We start from the raw sequence: 19096 nt of genomic DNA, 5'->3' as shown, positions 1-19096 counted from the left end.
GCGAACCTGTTTTTTTAGGGAAAACAAAAAAACTGGTATTCCACGAAGGAATACCAGTAAAGAAATCAGGCGTTGACTTCTTTTTTGTTTGGTTTAAACGCCATGGTTGCTTCGACCGCTTTTTGCCATCCGGCATAACGCTGTTCGCGATCGTCTTCTTTCATTTCTGGTTTAAACTGATGGTTCAGTTTCCATTGTTGTTTGATTTCTGCTTTGTCTTTCCAGTAACCGACTGCGAGACCGGCGAGATAGGCAGCACCGAGAGCTGTTGTCTCATTGATTTCCGGACGGTCAACCGGTACACCTAAGATATCCGACTGGAACTGCATCAAGAAGTCGTTTGAAACCGCACCACCGTCAACGCGCAACGTTTTCAATTCGATTCCTGAATCTTTTTCCATCGCCGTCAAGACATCACGTGTCTGGTAAGCAAGGGATTCAAGAGTCGCACGGACGAAATGTTCTTTCTCCGTTCCGCGTGTTAAGCCGAAGATTGCGCCGCGAACGTCACTATCCCAGTACGGGGCACCGAGTCCGACGAATGCAGGAACGACGTAAACGCCTTCTGTTGAATCAACTTTTAAGGCATAACCTTCCGAGTCCTTCGCATTTTTCAACATCCGTAAGCCGTCACGTAACCATTGGATGGCAGAACCGGCAACGAAAATCGATCCTTCGAGCGCGTATTCGACTTTGCCGTCGACGCCCCATGCGATGGTTGTTAACAGACCGTGGTCTGAAGAAACAGCTTTTTCACCAGTATTCATGAGCATAAAGCAACCTGTACCGTATGTGTTCTTTCCTTCACCCGGCTCGAAGCAAGTTTGTCCGAAGAGAGCCGCTTGTTGGTCACCGGCGATTCCGGCAATCGGAACTTCAAAACCGAAGAAATGATACGGGACGGTATTATCGTAGACTTCGCTTGATTGACGGACTTCCGGCAGCATTGATTTTGGAACTGTCAGGATTTCAAGCAACTCGTCATCCCACTTTTGTTCGTAGATGTTGTACATCAACGTCCGGGAAGCGTTTGTATAGTCTGTGATATGTGTTTTACCGCCAGACAACTTCCAGACGAGCCAAGTGTCGATTGTTCCGAAGAGAAGTTCACCATTTTCCGCTTGTTCCCGTGCGCCTTCGACGTTATCCAAAATCCATTTCACTTTCGTGCCTGAGAAGTAGGCATCAATCAGGAGACCTGTTTTATCGCGGAATGTTTGATTGAGTCCCTGCGCATTCAGTTCATCACAGATACCGGATGTTTGACGGGATTGCCAGACGAGAGCATGATAAACCGGTTTGCCGGTTTCTTTATTCCACACGACTGTTGTCTCACGTTGGTTCGTAATTCCGATACTTGCAATTTGGCTTGGTTTGATATCAGCCGTTCCAAGTGCATCCGCCATAACGGCGAGGATAGAGCCCCAGATTTCATTGGCATCATGTTCGACCCAGCCCGGTTGCGGGAAGTATTGTTTGAATTCACGTTGCGCCGAGTTCACGATTTGACCATCATGGTCAAAAATGATGGCACGCGAGCTTGTTGTTCCTTGGTCAAGTGCTAAGATGTACTTGTTTTCCATTCTAAAATCCCCCTTGAGATGTAGGTGTCAAACAAAATTAGTTTTGTAGCAGTTGATACAGCAAGACGGCTACTCCACCGCCGATGATCGGGCCGACGATTGGAATCCACGAGTAACTCCAGTCAGATGAACCTTTTCCTTTGATCGGCAGGATAGCGTGGGCAATCCGCGGACCGAGGTCACGGGCCGGGTTGATGGCATACCCTGTTGTACCACCTAGCGAGAGACCGATGACGACGACAAGAAGACCGACGATGAATGGTTTCAGTCCGTCACCAAATGTTGTCAGACCAAATGACAGGATTCCGAATACCAGGACAAATGTCCCGATGATTTCTGAAATCAGGTTTGACGGTGTATGACGAATCGCTGGACCTGTCGCGAATACACCCAGTTTTGCTGCTTGATCATCAGTCGCTTCAAAGTGTTTCATATAATGAAGCCAAACGAGTACTGCACCAATGAATGCTCCGATTAATTGACCGGCAATGTAGACAGGTACGTCTGCCCACGGTAAATCGGAATTCATGGCAAGCGCCAATGTCAATGCAGGGTTGAGGTGGGCACCACTTGAAGCAGCGATATATGCTGCTGTCATAACGGCGAGACCCCAAGCGAATGTAATGACGATCCAACCGCCGTTCTCAGATTTTGTCTTTCTTAAGACAACCCCTGCAACGACTCCGTCCCCGAGCAAAATCAGAATCATTGTTCCAATCAGCTCACTTGTAAAGTTACTCATGCAAAAACCCTCCCTTTGGATTAAAGCAAATAATGGTCTTTCCATTTAAACCTACATCTAATTGAGAACGTTTTCAATACAAATACTTCAAAACTTCAAATTAAAATTTCCTTAATTTATGTTTAAAAAAATGAGAAATGGATATTAAAAAAATCCTTTGTTCATTTTTCAATGAACAAAGGATTTTTAACGACGCTTTTTCCGTTTCTTTTTTGTGCGGAAGAAGCTACTGGAGTGATCAAGAACGATATGTATCGTACTGGCGATCATAACACCGATGATAAAAGCCGGCATGGCCGCAAACCAGGAATCCACTGTGCTTGATTCAACAAGTTTCAGATACAGCGCCAAAAACAGAAGTGGAATCACGAAAGCGGCGCTGTACAACAGGCGGATCAGGTCACCGATGATCAATCCGTGTGACCAGATGGACCGGTGGGGCATGATTTTGACATAAGGCATCCAAAGGACACGTAAAGGACCGTGCCGATAGTAAGGTTCAGACTTCAAATCGAGGTCTGGTGAAAGCCAAAGGGTGCCGACGGCGATGCCGACAGCGGTTGGAAGCCAATCCGTCTGCTGCGTTGCGACCGAATACGCAACGTAGCCGGTTAGAGCGACGGTATTGACTGTATCATGTACATTTCCAGAAGGCATGAAAAAAGACCAGCTACGCTGGTCCCTCGCTTAGTGGATCGTCCGATATACGCCGATGACCTTGCCAAGAATCGAGACGTTATCGAAATACATCGGGTCCATCGAGTCATTTTCTGGTTGGAGACGTACTTGTTGATCTTCTAAGAAGAACCGTTTGACTGTCGCTTCGCTATCTTCGGTCATAGCCACGACGATTTCACCATTCTCTGCTGTGTTTTGCTGACGAACGATGACCCGGTCACCGTCTAGAATACCTGCATTGATCATGGACTCACCGTCAATCGTCAACATGAAGACATTTTCGTTCCCGACATAATGTGCAGGAAGCGGGAAATGTTCTTCGATATTTTCGATGGCTGTGATAGGAAAACCGGCCGTTACTTTCCCGATGACAGGAATGTGTACGATGGCTTCATGATTTTCTTCAGGTTTATCAAGCAATATCTCAATCGCACGTGGTTTTGTTGGGTCACGGCGAATCAGTCCGCGTTTTTCTAGACGATCCAAATGACCGTGTACCGTTGAGCTTGAAGCAAGACCAACAGCTTCACCGATTTCACGAACTGAAGGTGGATACCCTTTCAGTTTCACTTGAGCAACGATGTAGTCAAGGATTTCTTGTTGTCGTTTCGACATTTTCCGCATATGAATTGCCACCTCTTTCCGGATTGGTTTTTGAAGGTTATAGGAATACATGTTTCTAAAATTACTATAACATAGAACAAATGAGCGTACAAACAATTGTTCGACATTTTATGTTGACCGAACACCGGTTCCTGGTTTAAGATGAGTTATGCGAACAATTGTTCCGCGAACGTTTATTCTAAATCATTTTAATTTGGAGGGATTCATCATGATGCATTCAATCCGTACCCATGCCTTTTCCATTGTTTTTTATACGCTCAGCCTTGCCTTCATTCTTTTTCTCTTAACGCCTCGCCCAGATGAAAAGGTCGAACAGCTGTTAACGACTTCCGTTACAGTAGACCAGAACGCGACCGTCGAACAGGTAGCGGAAGTATACAACGACGGTTCAATGACGGACCAAGAATATGTCGAATGGTTGATTGAGAATAATGAGTTAAAGACAACACATGTCATTTCGAAAAACAAAATCGTTGTACCAATCGCGCAACAATGACAAACTGTAAAAGTTGTCAATGAACGAACAGGGGTGTGAAGTACGATGAAAGTAGTAATCTACTGTCGCGTCTCGACGGAAAAAGAAGCACAGGACAGCTCGCTTGAGCGGCAAAGATCAGAACTGTCGGGACTCGCTGCAACAAAAGGATTTGAAGTCGTGGATATCATCACGGAAAAAGAAAGTGGTTACGACGTTGACCGGGAAGGGATGTTATCCGTTCTTGATTACGTCACACGTCAAGCGGTGGATGCCGTTCTCGTAACGGATGATACGCGGATCGGACGCGGGAATGCCAAAATCGCCATTTTACATACGTTCCAAAAACATCAGGTTCAACTGATGACGATGGAATCGGATGGCGAGTATAAACTGGCGGACGCTGAAGCGATGGTGCTTGAGATCGTATCGCTCGTCGAAGAGTATCAACGGAAACTGCATAATGCGAAGATTGCCCGCGGGATGCGGCGAGCTGTTGAAAACGGCTTCCGTCCCGAACAAAATCTCAATCGGCAAGGCGAGAACGCCGGACGGAGCCGAAAAGAAGTGCCAATCGAAGAAATCGTCCGCTTACGTGAGTTAGGGCTGACATTTGCGGACATCGCCGTGACGCTGAGAGGCATGGGACACGACATTTCGAAAGCGACCGTCAACCGGCGTTATCTGGAATATAAAGAAGTCATCAGTACGTATGAATAAGGAAGCAGGTTTGGTGCGTCAGCGGCGCATCAAACTTGCTTTTTTTTAGTGGGTCTTTTACAGTAGGATTACGATTTAAAACTCATATTTGAGTCAACAGAAAGAGGGATATCATGTTATCACAAGAACAATTAGACCGGATTAATGAACTGGCCAATAAATCAAAAGTCGAACCGCTAACAGATGCGGAAACGGCGGAACAAAAAGAATTACGGACAGCGTATCTCGAAGCATTCCGCGGTTCATTCAAAAATCAGATGATGGGCATTAAAATCGTCGATGAAGAAGGAACGGACGTAACACCTGAAAAATTGAAGCAGGCACAAGAAGAAGAACGCAATAAACAATAACGAAAAAGCTATGTCACTCAATGGGATGAGTGACATAGCTTTTTTTGATAAAAAGTTCGTAATGTGTATCATGAAAGTAGTAAGAAAACGGCAATAGATAGCGCATTCATTTTAATGTGACATACTATTTAGAAAAGTTGTATCACATTTGCGGGTATGCTAAAATGAGAAGGAATTTGTGAAAAAGAGAGAGGATGATTGTTTTGACGAACATGACAACAGTAGAATTATTAGCAGTAAATACGATTCGTACCTTATCAATTGATGCAGTACAAAAAGCGAACTCGGGTCACCCGGGAATGCCGATGGGTGCAGCACCGATGGCATTTACATTATGGGCGGATCATATGAACCACAACCCTAAAAATCCAGAATGGTTCAACCGTGACCGTTTTGTACTTTCAGCAGGACACGGTTCAATGCTTCTCTACTCACTCCTCCATTTATCAGGATACGATCTTGCGATGGATGACTTGAAGTCATTCCGTCAATGGAACTCAAAAACACCGGGTCACCCGGAATACCGTCACACAGCAGGTGTCGATGCGACGACTGGTCCACTCGGACAAGGCATCGCGATGGCTGTCGGTATGGCGATGGCAGAGCGTCACCTCGAAGCGAAATACAACCGTGACGATTTAAACGTCGTGGATCATTTCACATACGGGATTTGCGGAGACGGTGATTTAATGGAAGGTGTTTCAGCAGAAGCGGCTTCACTCGCAGGACATTTAGGTCTTGGTAAACTCGTGGTTCTGTATGATTCAAACGATATCTCGCTTGACGGTGACCTTGATAAATCGTTCTCGGAAAACGTCCAGCAACGTTTTGAAGCGTATAACTGGCAAGTCATCCGTGTCGAAGACGGAACGGATCTCGATTCGATTTCAAAAGCAATCGAAGCAGCGAAAGCTGAAACAACAAAACCGACATTGATCGAAGTCAAAACGGTCATCGGATTCGGTTCACCGAACAAATCAGGGAAATCGGCTTCACACGGTGCACCACTCGGTGACGCGGAAATCAAGTTGACGAAAGCAAGCTACGTTTGGGATCACGAAGAATTCTATGTGCCGGAAGAAGTCAAAGACTTGTTCGAAGAGCGCATCGAAAAACGTGGTGCTGATACAGAAGCAGCATGGACAGAAAAAATGGAACAATACAAAGCAGCACATCCGGAATTGCACGCTGAGCTTGTTCAAGCGATCAACAACGAATTGCCGAGCAACTGGGAAGCAGACCTTCCGACATACGATCTGACATCGAAAAAAGCAACACGTCAGACAAGTGGTGAAGTGTTAAACGCTCTCGCAAAAAACATCCCGTCCATTTTCGGTGGATCAGCTGACTTAGCAGGATCAAACAACACGATGCTCAAAGGGGAAGCAGACTTCGACATCGATCCGAGCGGACGTAACATCTGGTTTGGTGTCCGTGAGTTCGCGATGGCAGCAGCTGTCAACGGTATGGCGTTACACGGTGGTGTCATTCCTTACGGTGCGACATTCTTCGTCTTCTCGGATTACCTCCGCCCGGCAGTCCGCTTAGCAGCATTGATGGGTATCCAGTCGATCTTCGTCCTGACACATGACTCAATTGCAGTCGGTGAAGATGGTCCGACACACGAGCCGGTTGAACACTTGATGAGCTTCCGTGCGATGCCGAACCTGACAGTTTACCGTCCGGCAGACGGAAAAGAAACGATTGCCGCATGGAAAACAGCAGTTCAATCGAAAAACAAACCGACACTTCTCGTCATGACACGTCAAGGATTGCCTGAACTCGAAGGTACGACAGTCGAAGGCGCTGAAAAAGGCGGATATGTCATCGCGGGTGACATTGAAAAAGCGGATACAATCTTAATGGGAACAGGTTCTGAAGTGCACTTGCTCGTTGAAGCACAAAAAGAACTCGGCGAAACGGCAGCTGTCGTCTCACTTCCATCATGGGAATTGTTTGAAGCACAATCAGCTGAATATAAAGAATCGGTCTTGCCAAAACGCATCACGAAGCGTCTTGCAATCGAAGCCGGAGCTTCGCTCGGTTGGTATAAATATGTAGGAACAGAAGGTCAAGTCATCGGAATCGATCGCTTTGGTGCTTCTGCTCCTGGAGATCTTCTGTTAAAAGAGTACGGCATGTCTGTCGAAAATGTTCTAAATACAGTTAAGCAACTCGGTTAATGAAGAAAGGTGCGCAAACGCGCGCACCTTTTTTTTGCATTATCTATGCAAAGGCTTTAAATTATAGTATAGTAAAAAGCGACGTTTGAAGTTAGAGGAGGAAGCAACTTGGCTACATGGATTTGGATTTTAATTGCCCTTCTTTGCTTGGTAGCTGGTGTCGCCCTTGGTTTCTATATCGCTCGCCGATACATGATGAACTATTTGGAGCAAAACCCACCAATCAACGAAGATATGATTAAGACATTGATGATGCAAATGGGTCAAAAGCCATCACAAAAGAAAGTCAACCAAGTGATGCGTTCAATGAGTGGTTCAATGAAATCACCGAAAAAATAATGACTTGTAAAAGGAGACCAATTTGGTCTCCTTTTGTTTGCTATTTTTTAGGAAGATGGCTAATCTAAAATGTGAGACTATTAGAAATACTCAATCGATTTAAAAAGGGGGGACTTGTATGGGAGTCTTCAGGAAATTGAGTTGGTTTTTCCGACTCGAATGGAAATCTTACAGCTTGGGGATTGTTGCTTTAATTTTTGTTGCCGGACTGGAACTGATTCCGCCGAAAGTAATCGGTTCGACGGTCAACGGTCTGAGTGAAGGCAGCTTGACGAAAAATGATTTATGGAAATTGGTCGGCACATTGGTCTTAATCGGGGTATCGACTTATGTGATTCGTTATTTTTGGCGGTTCTTCATCTTCGGTGCATCAATCCGGCTCGGGCGGTTGTTACGAAGTCAGTTATACGGTCATTTTTCAGACTTGGATCAATCGTTTTATAAAAAGTACCGCAGCGGGGATTTAATGGCTCATGCGACAAATGATGTGCAAGCGGTTTCGATGACGGCTGGAGCCGGTATTTTGACACTCGTCGATTCTGTGACGATGGGGAGTTTTGTCATCATCACGATGATTACGACAATCAGTTGGAAACTGACACTTGTTTCCCTGTTACCGATGCCGTTGATGGTGTATTTGACATCACGTTACGGCAAGATGCTGCACTCGCGGTTTCATGATGCACAGGAAGCCTTTTCCGATTTAAATGATAAAGTCGCAGAGAGCGTCAGCGGGGTCCGGGTCTTAAAAGCAACCGGGGAAGTCGAGTCGGATGTCGGTACGTTTACATCGCTGTCAGACGATGTCGTACAAAAAAACCGCCGGGTCGCAAAAATCGATGCTTTATTTGATCCGACGATTTTCGGTTTGGTCGGCTTGTCTTATATCATTGCCGTCGGATACGGTGCCTATTTATTGCAGCAAGGCGAAATTCGGATCGGGGACATCGTGTCTTTCACTACATACTTAGGATTATTGACATGGCCGATGCTCGCGTTCGGCTGGTTGTTTAATATCGTTGAACGGGGACGTGCCTCGTACGATCGAATCGAACGGATGCTTGCAATCGAGCCGGAAATCAAGGATGCCAAAGAAGCAGCGACGACCGTCGCATCTGCTGATTTACAGGTCGCGGTCGATCGTTTTGTTTATGATACACAACCTGTACTCGAAAATATCCACGTGACGTTGACACCGGGACGGACACTTGGAGTCGTTGGGCGGACCGGTGCCGGGAAATCGACGTTCGTCCGTCTGTTATCACGCGAATACGATGTCAAATATGGATCAATTGCCATTGGTGGACAAGACGTCAAACAATTGACGCGGGAAACGGTCCGCAAACAGGTCGCCATCGTACCGCAGGACCATTTCCTGTTCTCTGCTTCAATTGCCGATAATATTGCCTTTGCAAAACCGGATGCTTCGATGGAAGAAATCATGGAAGCCGCACGGATTGCTGCCGTACATGAGGATATTCTCGGTTTTACGGAAGGGTACGCGACGATGGTCGGGGAGCGCGGCGTCACGTTATCCGGCGGTCAAAAGCAACGGATTTCGATTGCCCGGGCATTGCTTGCAGATTGTCCGATTCTGGTACTCGATGATGCGTTGTCAGCGGTTGACGCGAAGACGGAAGAAGCGATCATCGAACATTTCCGGACAGCTGATAATGAGCAGTCGCAAATCATCGTTGCCCACCGTCTGTCAGCCGTTTCGCATACGGATGAAATCATCGTTCTCGATGCGGGAAAAATCATTGAACGGGGAACACACGACGAATTGCTTGCAAAGAACGGTTGGTATAAAGAAACCTACGACCGTCAGCAACTGGAATCACTCGTCGAACAGGGAGGTGGAACGCTTGAATCATGATATTAATGAAAAAGCGGTCTTGCGACGATTGCTTGGCTTCGTCAAACCGTTTAAAAAACAGGTTTTAGTCGCCTTCTTACTGTTGCTCGTGACGACCGGAGCAAAGCTCGGAGGACCTTATCTCGTCAAAATCTTCATCGATAATTATGTGGCCGTCGGGAACTATCCGGTCCAGGAAGTCGCGTTATTATTCGGTGTTTACTTGCTGTTGCATACGACCGGTATCGTCGTCGATTATTTACAGGCGTTTGAGTTCCAAAAAATTGCCTTAAAAGTCATTCAACGGCTCCGGATTGATGTGTTCCGTCACGTCATGCATCTTCGGCTCGGTTACTTCGACCGGACACCGGCCGGCGTGCTCGTTTCACGGATTACGAATGATACAGAAGCAATCAAAGAGCTGTACATCGGCGTTTTGTCGACATTCGTCCAAAGCGGGGTCCAACTGATTGGAACGTATATCTTCCTGTATCTGCTTGAACCGCGCCTGGCGACGATTGCGTTAGTCTTATTGCCGCTGTTTTATTTCATCATCTGGATTTACCGTCGTTACTCGACGAAATATTATGCGGAAGTCCGGGATTTATTATCGAAGATTAACGGACAATTAAATGAGTCGATCAACGGAATGGCCATCATCCAACAGTTTCGGCAGGAAAAGCGGCTGATGGCAGAGTTCGAAGAAACGAACATCGCCCATCAAAACGGCCGTTACAAGAACCTGAAACTTGACAGCTGGCTGTTACGTCCGATCATTGAACTGCTGCTTGCACTGACGATTGCGTCCCTGATTACGTACTTCGGTGTCCTGTCATTTTCACAAACGGTTCAAGTCGGAGTCGTCTATGCTTTTATCAGTTATATGGAACGGATTTTTCAACCGGTCCAGCAAATCATGCAACGCCTGTCTGAATTCCAACAGGCAATCGTCTCGGCGGACCGGGTCTTTAAAGTGCTCGATACGGATGAGCCGGAACCTGCGAAGACGATTGCAGGGGACGCGGATATTACAGAAGGACATATTGTCTTTGACAATGTCCGCTTTAGTTATGACGGAGAGAAGGAAGTCTTGAAAGGGATTTCGTTTGAAGCGAAAAAAGGACAGACTGTCGCTCTGGTCGGTCAGACCGGCAGTGGGAAAAGTTCGATTATTAATATTCTGATGCGTTTTTATTCCTATCAGTCAGGCCGGATCCTGATCGACGGACAGCCGCTCGAACAATTGCCGGAAGACGAACTGCGGCGTCATGTTGGTCTGGTCTTACAGGATTCATTCCTGTTTACAGGCAGTGTCGCCGATAACATCCGGTTGTTTGATCCGTCCATTCCATTCAAAAAAGTGGAGGAAGCAGCCCGCTTTGTTCAAGCAGACGGGTTCATCAATCAGCTCGACGAACAATATGACAGTCCGGTTGCGGAGCGGGGAGCTACCTTCTCTGCCGGAGAACGTCAACTCGTTTCGTTTGCCCGGACGATGGCACGTGACCCGAAAGTCTTGATTCTCGACGAAGCGACAAGTTCGATCGATACGGAAACGGAAGAAAAAGTGCAGGTCGCTTTAAAACGGATGCGGCAGGGACGAACAACGATTGCGATTGCCCACCGGTTGTCGACAATCCAGGATGCGGATCTGATTTTAGTCCTGCATCAAGGGGAAGTCATCGAACAAGGGAACCATCAGACACTGATTGAAAAGAATGGATTATATAAAAAGATGTATGAACTGCAATCCGGTCACGTTTCGTCGGTATCATAAGACACAAAAAAGCCTGCCAGGCGATCTCGCCTGGCAGGTTGTTTGTGTTTAAAATTAGTAGACAGTAACTGTGACGTTTTGACGTCCCCAGTTGAGTGCTTCTTGTTGTGAACCAACGAGAAGGTCAAGTTTGTTACCTTGGATTGCGCCGCCACGGTCAAGTACGATTGCTTCACCGATACCTGAGATGTGCATGCGTGTACCAATTGGGTATTGAGCTGATGCTGCAACGATACGCATACCATTGTACGTGATCGTATTTGTGACATCGTAACCGCTAGCAGTCAATGCGCGGCCATTGTAAAGGCGGCTACCATTGTTTGATGGATCAGTTGTGTACGCAGAAACATTCATTGTTACTTTCGTACCTGATTTAGCTGCTGTAGTTTGTTTTGTTGCTGCAGCTGGTTGAGCTGCTGCTTTTGGAGCTGGTTTTGCAACTGGTGCTGCCGGTTTAGCTACTGGAGCTTTGACCGCTGGTGCTTTTGTTGCTGAACCCGCTAAAGTTGTATAAGCGCTGTGTACGTAACGAGTTTTTCCGTCGATTGTTGTTTTGATCCAAGCACCGACTTTGTTTTCTACGTTAACGGACTGGCCTTTATACAAGTTGCCAACGTCTTTAGAGTTTGTAGTAGGTTGCGTGCGAACGTTTAATACTGCCGTAGTGACTGTAGCTTTTTTAAAGTCGAATGAAGAACCGGCTGAAGTGTATGCGCCGTGTACATAACGTTTTTGGCCATTGATGTTTGTTTGAATCCATGCGCCAGAACGTCCTTCGACATTTAATTTTTGACCTTTATATACGTTACCTACATCCGCTGATGCCGTTGTAGGTGCTGTGCGTACATTTAATACCGCTGTATTTACTGTTACCGTCTCTGAGGCAGCCTCTGTCTCTTGGGCGAATCCTACTGATAGAGCCGTTGCTGCAAGACCTGCAGCGAAAACTGCTTTTTTCATTATTGATGTCCTCCTGACATATGCTGTGTTTACTGTTCCTACTTTACACGGCAATTCCGGTTTGTGCGTTTACAGGTCAGAGTCATTCAAGTTACAAACGGAGCTAGTATGACAAACAGATTGCAAAAATGCATGTTTTGTCATGCCTAGGTCATAATGCTTGGTAAAATAAAGAAAAAGTAGGACTTTAGACGTACTTTAGAAGAAATATTCTAACTATTCACCTAACTAAAGACTCAAAAAAAGAAGTAAAGAGACAAAGTAAAGATTTTCTTAAAGAGTTAAAAATAAAAAACGCATTATATAGAAGAAACGCAAAAAACCGCTGACGGTTATCACTCGTCAGCGGTTTTTTCATAAATATATATAGGAGTCGATTATCGTCTTGCCCAAACGACAAATTGTATATTATCCTAAGACGGATTCGTTCGCGCAGGAATGGTACGTATACTTTTGAACGAAACGAGAATACTCCAGTAATAATAAATCGAGTTCATGACTCAGCTTTAAAACATGCGGGGAGGTGAAACTAGACCGATCCGCTTGATGATATAGTTCACTTCGTTTTGCTTCGATCGCTAAAGTCAATAGATGATGGCTTGTCATAGAATCCTCCCTTACATTGGTGTCATATCCATATTCTAGCAAGTGGTTTCTGGCAGTGCAACGACATTTCATCTGTTTTGAGGAAATGTAATTTTTTTGTAATTTCAATTGTCACGAATCTTTTTTATCTTTCGGAAGATAATAGGTGCTAAATGTCGATTAGTTTGGCAAAATAGAGAAGGAACTTCTTCTTATTAGAAAGGAGCTGCTGAAATGGAGCTCTCGCTTTGGTTAGCGTTTGGTGCAGGGTTGTTGTCATTTGTCTCACCTTGTACGCTTCCGTTATATCCGGTATTCCTCTCTTATATTACCGGTGTTTCTGTAACGGACTTGAAAGAAAAAGGGGTCAGAGAAAAACGGTCACTGTTGCATACCATAGCCTTTTTGGTTGGATTTGCGATGGTGTTTGCTGTTCTTGGCCTATCGACTTCCTTACTGGCGGACGTCTTCATTACCTACCGTGACACATTACGGATGGTCGGTGCGCTCGTGATTTTCGTATTTGGTGTGGTGTTGCTTGGCTTGTGGCAACCGACATTCTTGATGCGTGAGAAAAAACTCAATTTAGGTGAACGAAAGGGCGGGTACATCGGTACCATCCTTGTCGGAATTGGTTTTGCTGCCGGATGGACACCCTGTACGGGTCCGATTTTGGCAGGTGTCATCGGACTGGCAGCGACGAACCCGAGTCAAGGTATGTTGTATATGCTGTTTTATGTGCTCGGATTCTCGATTCCATTTTTATTGATGGCCTTTTTCGTCGGTCGTTCGAGATTATTCGTTCAATACAGTTTAAAGATGACAAAATTCGGTGGAGCATTGATGATGTTGTTCGGAATCGTCCTGTATTTTGACGGACTCAGTGCATTCGCTGCATGGATGAGTGATATCGTAGGATTCACTGGATTTTAACAAGGAAGTGATGGGATGATTTGGGTATCAACAGGGGTTGCGCTCGTCATGGGTTTACTGATCAGCTTCATTCGTGTCAAAGCTTCGGCTAAACCGACGAACGCTAAAAAAATCTTAATTCCGCCCTTCGCCATGTCGACCGGGATGCTGCAGTTTTTATATCCGGCATCACGTCTGACCTGGACGGAAGTGGCAGAAGCGTTATTGATCGGGATGATCTTCAGTATTTTTTTGATCAAGACGTCTAATTTTTACGAAGCCGAAGGACAAATTTATTTGCAACGATCGAAAGCCTTTTTCATCGTCCTGTTCGGGATTCTGATTGTCCGGACCGTCGCGAAGTTTGTCATCGGCGGGCAAATTGATATTTTTGAGACGGGCGGAATTTTTTATCTCGTCGCCTTTGGGATGATTGTGCCTTGGCGGATTGCGATGTACCTGAAGTATAAGCAGGTCAAGTCGGGAATCGTTCCGGTCAAACATTTACCGCAAAACTAAAAGGAAGGATTCTCGCGAGAGAGTCCTTCCTTTTAGTTTTGGAAATACAGTTCGTAATCCCGCCAATCGATGGCGTGTTCGCGTAAGGCTTTTTTCAAGAATTTATGATCCCGTTTCGGTGTCGCAGAAATATAGCCTTTGACGACCAACTCGGACGTCATCTCGGTTGCCCGTTCTTCCAGTGCAAACTGCCCGATCCGTCCCGCGATTTTCCGACGTGCGACATCCCGAAAAGCAGCCGGGACAGGCATGACGAGTGCATTTAATAAATCAAGTGTTTCATCCGTCCATAAATGGCGGGTCTGGTCGATGTATTCATCTTCCCAGTCCATCATCGATTTGCCGTCTTCTTTCGGAAGTTTCTTAAGGAACTTCCGGAACATGAAGAAACCGCCAATTGCCATCAATGTGATCATGATAAAGCCCCAGAGCAAAATTCCGTTCATGAACCATGCCATCCGTGACTCATCCCCCTTTCAACATCACTTATACATTAGCATAATTTTTTTTGTCATGCTATGATAAATGACGGAGAAAGTGAGGCGGAACGATGTTACAACCTTATGTACAACTCGACGAGTCCGGACGGCCTCAAAAAGGGCTCTTGCCGGAGACGGCGGACGGACGTGTCGTCGAATTTTATTATGATACGAACGGAGCGGACATCACGGTTGTCTTCGTGACGATTCCTGCTCAGGACGCAAGCCGCAAGCGGGCGTTCACGGTCGGAAAAACGTTTAAGACGATTTCGACGCTCGAAGACTTCACGTTGGTACGATACGATTTGACCGATCATAAAATCCTTGCGACACTCGAGATGTTCGCAGATGGATCGAAGCGTCAAATTGATGCTTCGAGATTGCTCGACTATTAAAAAAGAAGGAGACGCGGATCGCCGCGACTCCTTCTTTTTAATGTTGGATGGAAATTCTGTCATCCTCGATCGAGGCGGTCCCGCCAATCGGGAAAGTGAACAGCGGCATCGTATGGCCGAAGTCCGCGCCGGAGACGACCGGAATCGACGCGAGGGCAGGGTACAGGCTGATCAGATAACGCAGGTGTTCATCTGTCATCTGAGTTGCGAGCTGAAAGCGGCCAAAGACGATTCCCCGAATTTGATCTGCTCCAGGCTGTGCCATCAGGGAGGCGAAGTCACGGGCAAAAGTTGCCGGATGGACCTCGTAATCATCTTCAAGGAACAGAATACTGTCGCGTAAGTCCGGGAAGTATGTTGTCCCTTGCAGAAGGTTCAACGTACAAAGATTCCCGCCGAGCAGACGTCCGCTGCCGGAGCCTTTTGAGAGAATGACGGGTCCGGGGTTCGGAAGTGTCATGTCTTTTCCTTCATGCTGATCATGCCAATTGACACTCGGCTGGACCTGCATCGTTCCGCTGTCGAACAACACCTGTTCGAATGACTGTAACGTATAGGCATCGCGGGAGGCGAGGGCACGTAACATCGGTCCCGAGTAGGTGACGAGTCCGCTTTTCGTCAAAAGGGCATGACTGAGCGCTGTAATATCGGAAAAACCGCAGAGGATCTTCGGATTGTTCCGGATTAAATCGTAGTCCAGTCCGTCAAGCAATTCGTTGGAACTGAAGCCGCCGCGGACACATAAAATCGCATCAATCGACGGGTCGGCGAATGCGGTATGGAGATCGTCCAGGCGGCATGCCGGATCACTCGAACCGAACGGATTCAATGCCCGGGCATGCTGACTAATCGAGACCCGTAAGCCAAACGATTCCAAAACCGTGATCGCCTGATCGAGAATCCTTGACTCGACCGTCGCAAGACTTGACGCCGGTGCAAGCAGACGAACATGCGAACCGTTCGCCAGACGCTTCGGCACAATGACGGGAATTTGCTGTTCGATGCATTCAATCCGATTGCCGAACGGATCATTTGTGAAAAACCGGCGGCGTGGTGCGAGACGATCATCAAACTGAGCGGTATACCCGGCCACTTGCAACCGGTTCGCCAAGTCGTCCAGGTGCGCAAATGTCAGACCCGGATGTGCTTTTGCCGCCGGTTGAAACGGCTCCTCGATTCCGAGGTGGAGGGCAGTGCCATCCGATTCAAACCAGACACCGCCGCTTGCTTTGACACCCGGCGGTTTTTCAACTTCTTTCATATGTAAAAGCCCGGCATAAAAAGCCCGAGCCTGTTCTTCCGAGTTTCTTGGGGAAGCTAACTGTATGTGATCTAACATTCTGACACGTCCTCTCAAGAAAATTAAACGATGAATTCGGTCACCCGTTTAAGTTCGCGTTCGACGAAGTTCAAGTAAAAGTGTCCGTCGATCCGTCGATCCAGTTCCTGGGCGACTTCATAAATATTGGAGCGCAGGACTCCGAGATAGGCCACTTCGGCATGCCGGGCAGCCCGGTAAGACGCTGCATAGTGAGCCAGTAAGAACTGCAGGTAACCACGGTCCGTCAACAACGGAATCAACTGTTTTTTCTCTTCCATCGACCAGACGTACTTGTCGTCGTAATACATCGCGGCATAGAGGTGATACGGTTCATCGCCGCCTGTGAAGAGCGGTTTGACGCGTTTGACTTCTTGAATCAACTGTTCCGTCCAGTCGAACCGGTCTTTTTTCCGGCTGATGAACAACGGAAGAATGAACGGATGGGCCTGGTCGGGCATCCGCGAACAACCGCGTTCGTGACGGATGGCAGCGTACAGTAACAAGGCCCGGTCTTCGTAACCGCGTTCGATGGCATACGTCATCCGGCTGAAGCCTTCGCAAGACGGGCAGTCACTTAATTCGTCGGACGGAGCGTCGACCCATTTGGAAAGGTAATGATCGGCCTGTTCTTCGTCACCGAGCTTGCTGTAAATCATGAAGCCGATGTAGTCGCGTGTCCGGGCAAAGCCATGGGCGTCACAAAAATCAACGAACCGGTCGAAATCTTCTTCGAGTAAAGCAACAGGCATATCTTCCTGTTCGGCTGCATAAATTAAATAGGATTTATAATTCCAGTACAGATCGAGTTCTTGTTTAGGCGTTAAAGTCAATTCATCTTTCCGGACCCAATCCATTAATAAAGAAAAGGAAACTAAAAAAGAGCGGAAGTGACCCAAATCAAATTGGTTTTGAGAAAATGTCCACAAGGCAAGGGGACGGAGTGTCGCGTCGGTCGTATCCTCAAAGATGGTCCAAAGTGATTCACCACGTTCGAGTGACGGATCTGCCTCTTTTAAGCGGAGATATAAACTGTTGAGTTCTTCGTGAGGGTTCATCTGTACCCCTCCTTTCTTATATAAGTATACCACGCACGGATTCAGAAGGCGTCCCGGATGTCGCTGAACAAAAAAATGATTCCGCCCACGATTAGTCGCGGCTCGGAATCATTTCAAGGATTTGTCGATGGGTGGAACTTGTTGGATGAAGCAAATCATTTATCGTGTAACTGTTCAAGACTTGATGAAACGCAGCAATCGCGTCATCAAAGGCTTCGCGTGCAGGGTCTAAAGAAGGGAGTTCAGATGTCCCTTCGAGTGGATCTAGAAAATGGGTTGTTGGTTCAAACAGTTGCACTACGTCACCGATATAAATTTCATCCGGCGGGCTTGCCAAACGGAATCCGCCACCTCGACCTCGAACAGAATGAATCAATCCATTTTGTCCTAAACGATAGACGACTTTCATCAGATGATTTTTAGAAATGTCGTAACAGTCCGCTACTTCCTGGATTCGGACTAATCGATCAGAGTGTGCCCCGGCAAATAACAGGGATCTGATTGCATAATCCGTATAACGTGTCATGCGCATTTTCATCACCTACTTAACTACACATGTTAGAGAAGATTAATAGGAAGTACAAGTTTGAATGTGCATATCTAAAGATGCATTTTGGAGATTGAATTTAGGGAAAGATTTTGCCATAATAAGCGGGGAAGGTAGGTCATGTCATGCATTTTGATCAGGCATTATATCTGTTGCAAACAGTTGAGTGGGAGATGGAACAGAAGAGTTTTCGGATTGCGAGTCGTTTTTATAAACAATTGGAAGATAAGTATAGCGTATTATTAGAAGAAATAGAAAGTCAAACGACTACAGAACAAACGTTAGAGTTACGGATTCTTCGACTCGGACAACTGTTAAAACACGTGACGAAGCAACAAGAGTCAAGTGAGTTGTTCAAATTGATTTTATTAAACGAAATCAATCAGTCAAAATCCTTTCTTATGACGTATCCGGAAATCGTCAGCGAAGAATTGCTCGATGCTATCCGGTCGGAACTCGGGCTCGAAGCAACCGCTCCGGTCATGGTTGCCTGGGAAATCGTCCATCATCAACTTGTTGAGACGTGCCGTCATTTTTATAAGTACAAAAGTCACGGCGACTGGGCACGGCTGGATGTCTTGTTGATTGCCGAACAACATCATTTAGGGGCAATCATCGACGAAGCCCGTTATGCGTTAATGAGCGGTCGTCAAACAACAATTTTGCATGTCAGAAACCAAAAACCGTCGGCCGAAAAATTGATGACGACGTTAAATGATCTAACGAAACAAGGACTGGTTTTCCACAGCATGCAGACGGAAGAGTGGGACGAGCAACTCGAACAGTTCCTGAAACTGATTTCGATGGGGGATCCAATCACCTTTGCGAGCGGGTCAAGTCGCTTTATAGCAGACGTCCAACGAACGCTTGAACCGTTGCCGGTCATATTCAGTCCGTTCATCGCGGACGGTGTCCTTCCGTCCTGACTTGAATTTGATAGTGAAATGGCTTCAGAGAAATCCTGAAGTCATTTTTGGTGTCTTCTTTTATGGAATGG

21 protein-coding genes are annotated in these 19096 nt (G+C 46.5%); 11 read left to right on the top strand and 10 right to left on the bottom strand.

What is annotated here, in order from left to right; translation table 11 throughout:
* Window positions 1-65: 65 nt before the first annotated feature.
* From glpK to lexA, 4 genes are all read right to left on the bottom strand, one after another.
* Window positions 66-1583 (bottom strand): glycerol kinase GlpK, encoded by a 1518-nt coding sequence (gene glpK, locus KNQ07_RS05265; protein ID WP_214765229.1) that lies wholly within the window; start codon window positions 1581-1583, stop codon window positions 66-68.
* 37 nt (window positions 1584-1620) lie between these two features.
* Window positions 1621-2325, bottom strand: a complete 705-nt coding sequence (locus KNQ07_RS05260) for an MIP/aquaporin family protein (protein WP_214765227.1) — start codon at window positions 2323-2325, stop codon at window positions 1621-1623.
* Between the two features lie 186 nt (window positions 2326-2511).
* On the bottom strand, window positions 2512-2982 hold the full coding sequence (locus KNQ07_RS05255) for a metal-binding protein (RefSeq protein ID WP_214765225.1): 471 nt from the start codon (window positions 2980-2982) through the stop codon (window positions 2512-2514).
* Window positions 2983-3012: 30 nt separating this feature from the next.
* On the bottom strand, window positions 3013-3627 hold the full coding sequence (gene lexA, locus KNQ07_RS05250; protein WP_214765223.1) for a transcriptional repressor LexA: 615 nt from the start codon (window positions 3625-3627) through the stop codon (window positions 3013-3015).
* 208 nt (window positions 3628-3835) lie between these two features.
* Here lexA and yneA point away from each other — a divergent pair, with 208 nt between their 5' ends.
* The 7 genes from yneA to KNQ07_RS05215 all read left to right on the top strand — a co-directional run bounded on the left by yneA (window position 3836) and on the right by KNQ07_RS05215 (window position 11326).
* Window positions 3836-4123, top strand: a complete 288-nt coding sequence (yneA, locus tag KNQ07_RS05245; protein WP_214765221.1) for a cell division suppressor protein YneA — start codon at window positions 3836-3838, stop codon at window positions 4121-4123.
* 45 nt (window positions 4124-4168) lie between these two features.
* A complete protein-coding gene (locus tag KNQ07_RS05240) occupies window positions 4169-4822 on the top strand; it encodes a YneB family resolvase-like protein (RefSeq protein ID WP_214765219.1) in 654 nt (217 codons plus the stop codon).
* Between the two features lie 113 nt (window positions 4823-4935).
* The gene (locus KNQ07_RS05235) at window positions 4936-5172 is read left to right on the top strand and encodes a DUF896 domain-containing protein (protein WP_012369999.1); all 237 of its coding nucleotides are present in this window, start codon (window positions 4936-4938) and stop codon (window positions 5170-5172) included.
* Window positions 5173-5366: 194 nt separating this feature from the next.
* A complete protein-coding gene (gene tkt / locus KNQ07_RS05230; RefSeq protein WP_214765217.1) occupies window positions 5367-7355 on the top strand; it encodes a transketolase in 1989 nt (662 codons plus the stop codon).
* Window positions 7356-7463: 108 nt separating this feature from the next.
* Window positions 7464-7694: a YneF family protein gene (locus KNQ07_RS05225; RefSeq protein WP_012370001.1), complete on the top strand. Its 231-nt coding sequence runs from the start codon at window positions 7464-7466 to the stop codon at window positions 7692-7694.
* A gap of 118 nt (window positions 7695-7812) precedes the next feature.
* The gene (locus KNQ07_RS05220; RefSeq protein ID WP_214765215.1) at window positions 7813-9570 is read left to right on the top strand and encodes an ABC transporter transmembrane domain-containing protein; all 1758 of its coding nucleotides are present in this window, start codon (window positions 7813-7815) and stop codon (window positions 9568-9570) included.
* A complete protein-coding gene (locus KNQ07_RS05215; protein ID WP_214765214.1) occupies window positions 9560-11326 on the top strand; it encodes an ABC transporter ATP-binding protein in 1767 nt (588 codons plus the stop codon). Before KNQ07_RS05220 ends, KNQ07_RS05215 begins: the two co-directional genes overlap by 11 nt.
* A 54-nt stretch (window positions 11327-11380) precedes the next feature.
* Here KNQ07_RS05215 and KNQ07_RS05210 read toward each other — a convergent pair whose 3' ends face one another.
* On the bottom strand, window positions 11381-12286 hold the full coding sequence (locus tag KNQ07_RS05210) for an SH3 domain-containing protein (protein ID WP_214765212.1): 906 nt from the start codon (window positions 12284-12286) through the stop codon (window positions 11381-11383).
* A 408-nt stretch (window positions 12287-12694) separates the two neighbouring features.
* Window positions 12695-12892 (bottom strand): aspartyl-phosphate phosphatase Spo0E family protein, encoded by a 198-nt coding sequence (locus KNQ07_RS05205; protein WP_214765210.1) that lies wholly within the window; start codon window positions 12890-12892, stop codon window positions 12695-12697.
* 213 nt (window positions 12893-13105) lie between these two features.
* On the opposite strand from KNQ07_RS05205, the gene KNQ07_RS05200 reads away from it, so the two are divergent.
* Window positions 13106-13804 (top strand): cytochrome c biogenesis CcdA family protein, encoded by a 699-nt coding sequence (locus tag KNQ07_RS05200; RefSeq protein WP_214765208.1) that lies wholly within the window; start codon window positions 13106-13108, stop codon window positions 13802-13804.
* 15 nt (window positions 13805-13819) lie between these two features.
* Entirely contained in the window at window positions 13820-14302 is a 483-nt protein-coding gene (locus tag KNQ07_RS05195; RefSeq protein WP_114596177.1) for a CcdC family protein, read from the top strand.
* A gap of 32 nt (window positions 14303-14334) precedes the next feature.
* Here the strand turns inward: KNQ07_RS05195 and KNQ07_RS05190 are convergent, their stop codons facing one another.
* Entirely contained in the window at window positions 14335-14760 is a 426-nt protein-coding gene (locus tag KNQ07_RS05190; protein WP_214765206.1) for a DUF2621 family protein, read from the bottom strand.
* Between the two features lie 92 nt (window positions 14761-14852).
* On the opposite strand from KNQ07_RS05190, the gene KNQ07_RS05185 reads away from it, so the two are divergent.
* Window positions 14853-15176, top strand: a complete 324-nt coding sequence (locus tag KNQ07_RS05185) for a hypothetical protein (RefSeq protein ID WP_012370009.1) — start codon at window positions 14853-14855, stop codon at window positions 15174-15176.
* 37 nt (window positions 15177-15213) lie between these two features.
* On the opposite strand, the gene KNQ07_RS05180 is transcribed toward KNQ07_RS05185, so the two are convergent.
* From KNQ07_RS05180 to KNQ07_RS05170, 3 genes are all read right to left on the bottom strand, one after another.
* Complete coding sequence (locus KNQ07_RS05180) at window positions 15214-16515, bottom strand: VOC family protein (RefSeq protein ID WP_214765204.1); 1302 nt, start codon at window positions 16513-16515, stop codon at window positions 15214-15216.
* A 23-nt stretch (window positions 16516-16538) separates the two neighbouring features.
* Window positions 16539-17552 (bottom strand): hypothetical protein, encoded by a 1014-nt coding sequence (locus KNQ07_RS05175; protein ID WP_214765202.1) that lies wholly within the window; start codon window positions 17550-17552, stop codon window positions 16539-16541.
* Window positions 17553-17643: 91 nt separating this feature from the next.
* Window positions 17644-18084, bottom strand: coding sequence for an RrF2 family transcriptional regulator (locus tag KNQ07_RS05170; protein ID WP_214765200.1), 441 nt, complete (start codon window positions 18082-18084; stop codon window positions 17644-17646).
* 140 nt (window positions 18085-18224) lie between these two features.
* Here KNQ07_RS05170 and KNQ07_RS05165 point away from each other — a divergent pair, with 140 nt between their 5' ends.
* Window positions 18225-19025 (top strand): globin family protein, encoded by an 801-nt coding sequence (locus KNQ07_RS05165; protein ID WP_214765198.1) that lies wholly within the window; start codon window positions 18225-18227, stop codon window positions 19023-19025.
* Window positions 19026-19096 lie beyond the last annotated feature (71 nt).

Origin of the sequence: Exiguobacterium sp. s145 (genome assembly GCF_018618835.1) — a bacterium.
GTDB classification, from domain to species: Bacteria; Bacillota; Bacilli; order Exiguobacteriales; family Exiguobacteriaceae; genus Exiguobacterium_A; species Exiguobacterium_A artemiae.
The sequence above is the reverse complement of the archived record's forward strand: the minus strand, read 5'-3'. Positions and strand labels throughout refer to the sequence as shown.

Excerpts from the sequence above, each read along its gene's own strand:
- glpK (WP_214765229.1), bottom strand. The coding sequence starts at position 1,583 with ATGGAAAACAAGTACATCTTAGCACTTGACCAAGGAACAACAAGCTCG.
- KNQ07_RS05260 (WP_214765227.1), bottom strand. The coding sequence starts at position 2,325 with ATGAGTAACTTTACAAGTGAGCTGATTGGAACAATGATTCTGATTTTG.
- KNQ07_RS05255 (WP_214765225.1), bottom strand. The coding sequence starts at position 2,982 with ATGCCTTCTGGAAATGTACATGATACAGTCAATACCGTCGCTCTAACC.
- lexA (WP_214765223.1), bottom strand. The coding sequence starts at position 3,627 with ATGCGGAAAATGTCGAAACGACAACAAGAAATCCTTGACTACATCGTT.
- yneA (WP_214765221.1), top strand. The coding sequence starts at position 3,836 with ATGATGCATTCAATCCGTACCCATGCCTTTTCCATTGTTTTTTATACG.
- KNQ07_RS05240 (WP_214765219.1), top strand. The coding sequence starts at position 4,169 with ATGAAAGTAGTAATCTACTGTCGCGTCTCGACGGAAAAAGAAGCACAG.
- KNQ07_RS05235 (WP_012369999.1), top strand. The coding sequence starts at position 4,936 with ATGTTATCACAAGAACAATTAGACCGGATTAATGAACTGGCCAATAAA.
- tkt (WP_214765217.1), top strand. The coding sequence starts at position 5,367 with ATGATTGTTTTGACGAACATGACAACAGTAGAATTATTAGCAGTAAAT.
- KNQ07_RS05220 (WP_214765215.1), top strand. The coding sequence starts at position 7,813 with ATGGGAGTCTTCAGGAAATTGAGTTGGTTTTTCCGACTCGAATGGAAA.
- KNQ07_RS05210 (WP_214765212.1), bottom strand. The coding sequence starts at position 12,286 with ATGAAAAAAGCAGTTTTCGCTGCAGGTCTTGCAGCAACGGCTCTATCA.
- KNQ07_RS05205 (WP_214765210.1), bottom strand. The coding sequence starts at position 12,892 with ATGACAAGCCATCATCTATTGACTTTAGCGATCGAAGCAAAACGAAGT.
- KNQ07_RS05200 (WP_214765208.1), top strand. The coding sequence starts at position 13,106 with ATGGAGCTCTCGCTTTGGTTAGCGTTTGGTGCAGGGTTGTTGTCATTT.
- KNQ07_RS05195 (WP_114596177.1), top strand. The coding sequence starts at position 13,820 with ATGATTTGGGTATCAACAGGGGTTGCGCTCGTCATGGGTTTACTGATC.
- KNQ07_RS05190 (WP_214765206.1), bottom strand. The coding sequence starts at position 14,760 with ATGGCATGGTTCATGAACGGAATTTTGCTCTGGGGCTTTATCATGATC.
- KNQ07_RS05185 (WP_012370009.1), top strand. The coding sequence starts at position 14,853 with ATGTTACAACCTTATGTACAACTCGACGAGTCCGGACGGCCTCAAAAA.
- KNQ07_RS05180 (WP_214765204.1), bottom strand. The coding sequence starts at position 16,515 with ATGTTAGATCACATACAGTTAGCTTCCCCAAGAAACTCGGAAGAACAG.
- KNQ07_RS05175 (WP_214765202.1), bottom strand. The coding sequence starts at position 17,552 with ATGAACCCTCACGAAGAACTCAACAGTTTATATCTCCGCTTAAAAGAG.
- KNQ07_RS05170 (WP_214765200.1), bottom strand. The coding sequence starts at position 18,084 with ATGCGCATGACACGTTATACGGATTATGCAATCAGATCCCTGTTATTT.
- KNQ07_RS05165 (WP_214765198.1), top strand. The coding sequence starts at position 18,225 with ATGCATTTTGATCAGGCATTATATCTGTTGCAAACAGTTGAGTGGGAG.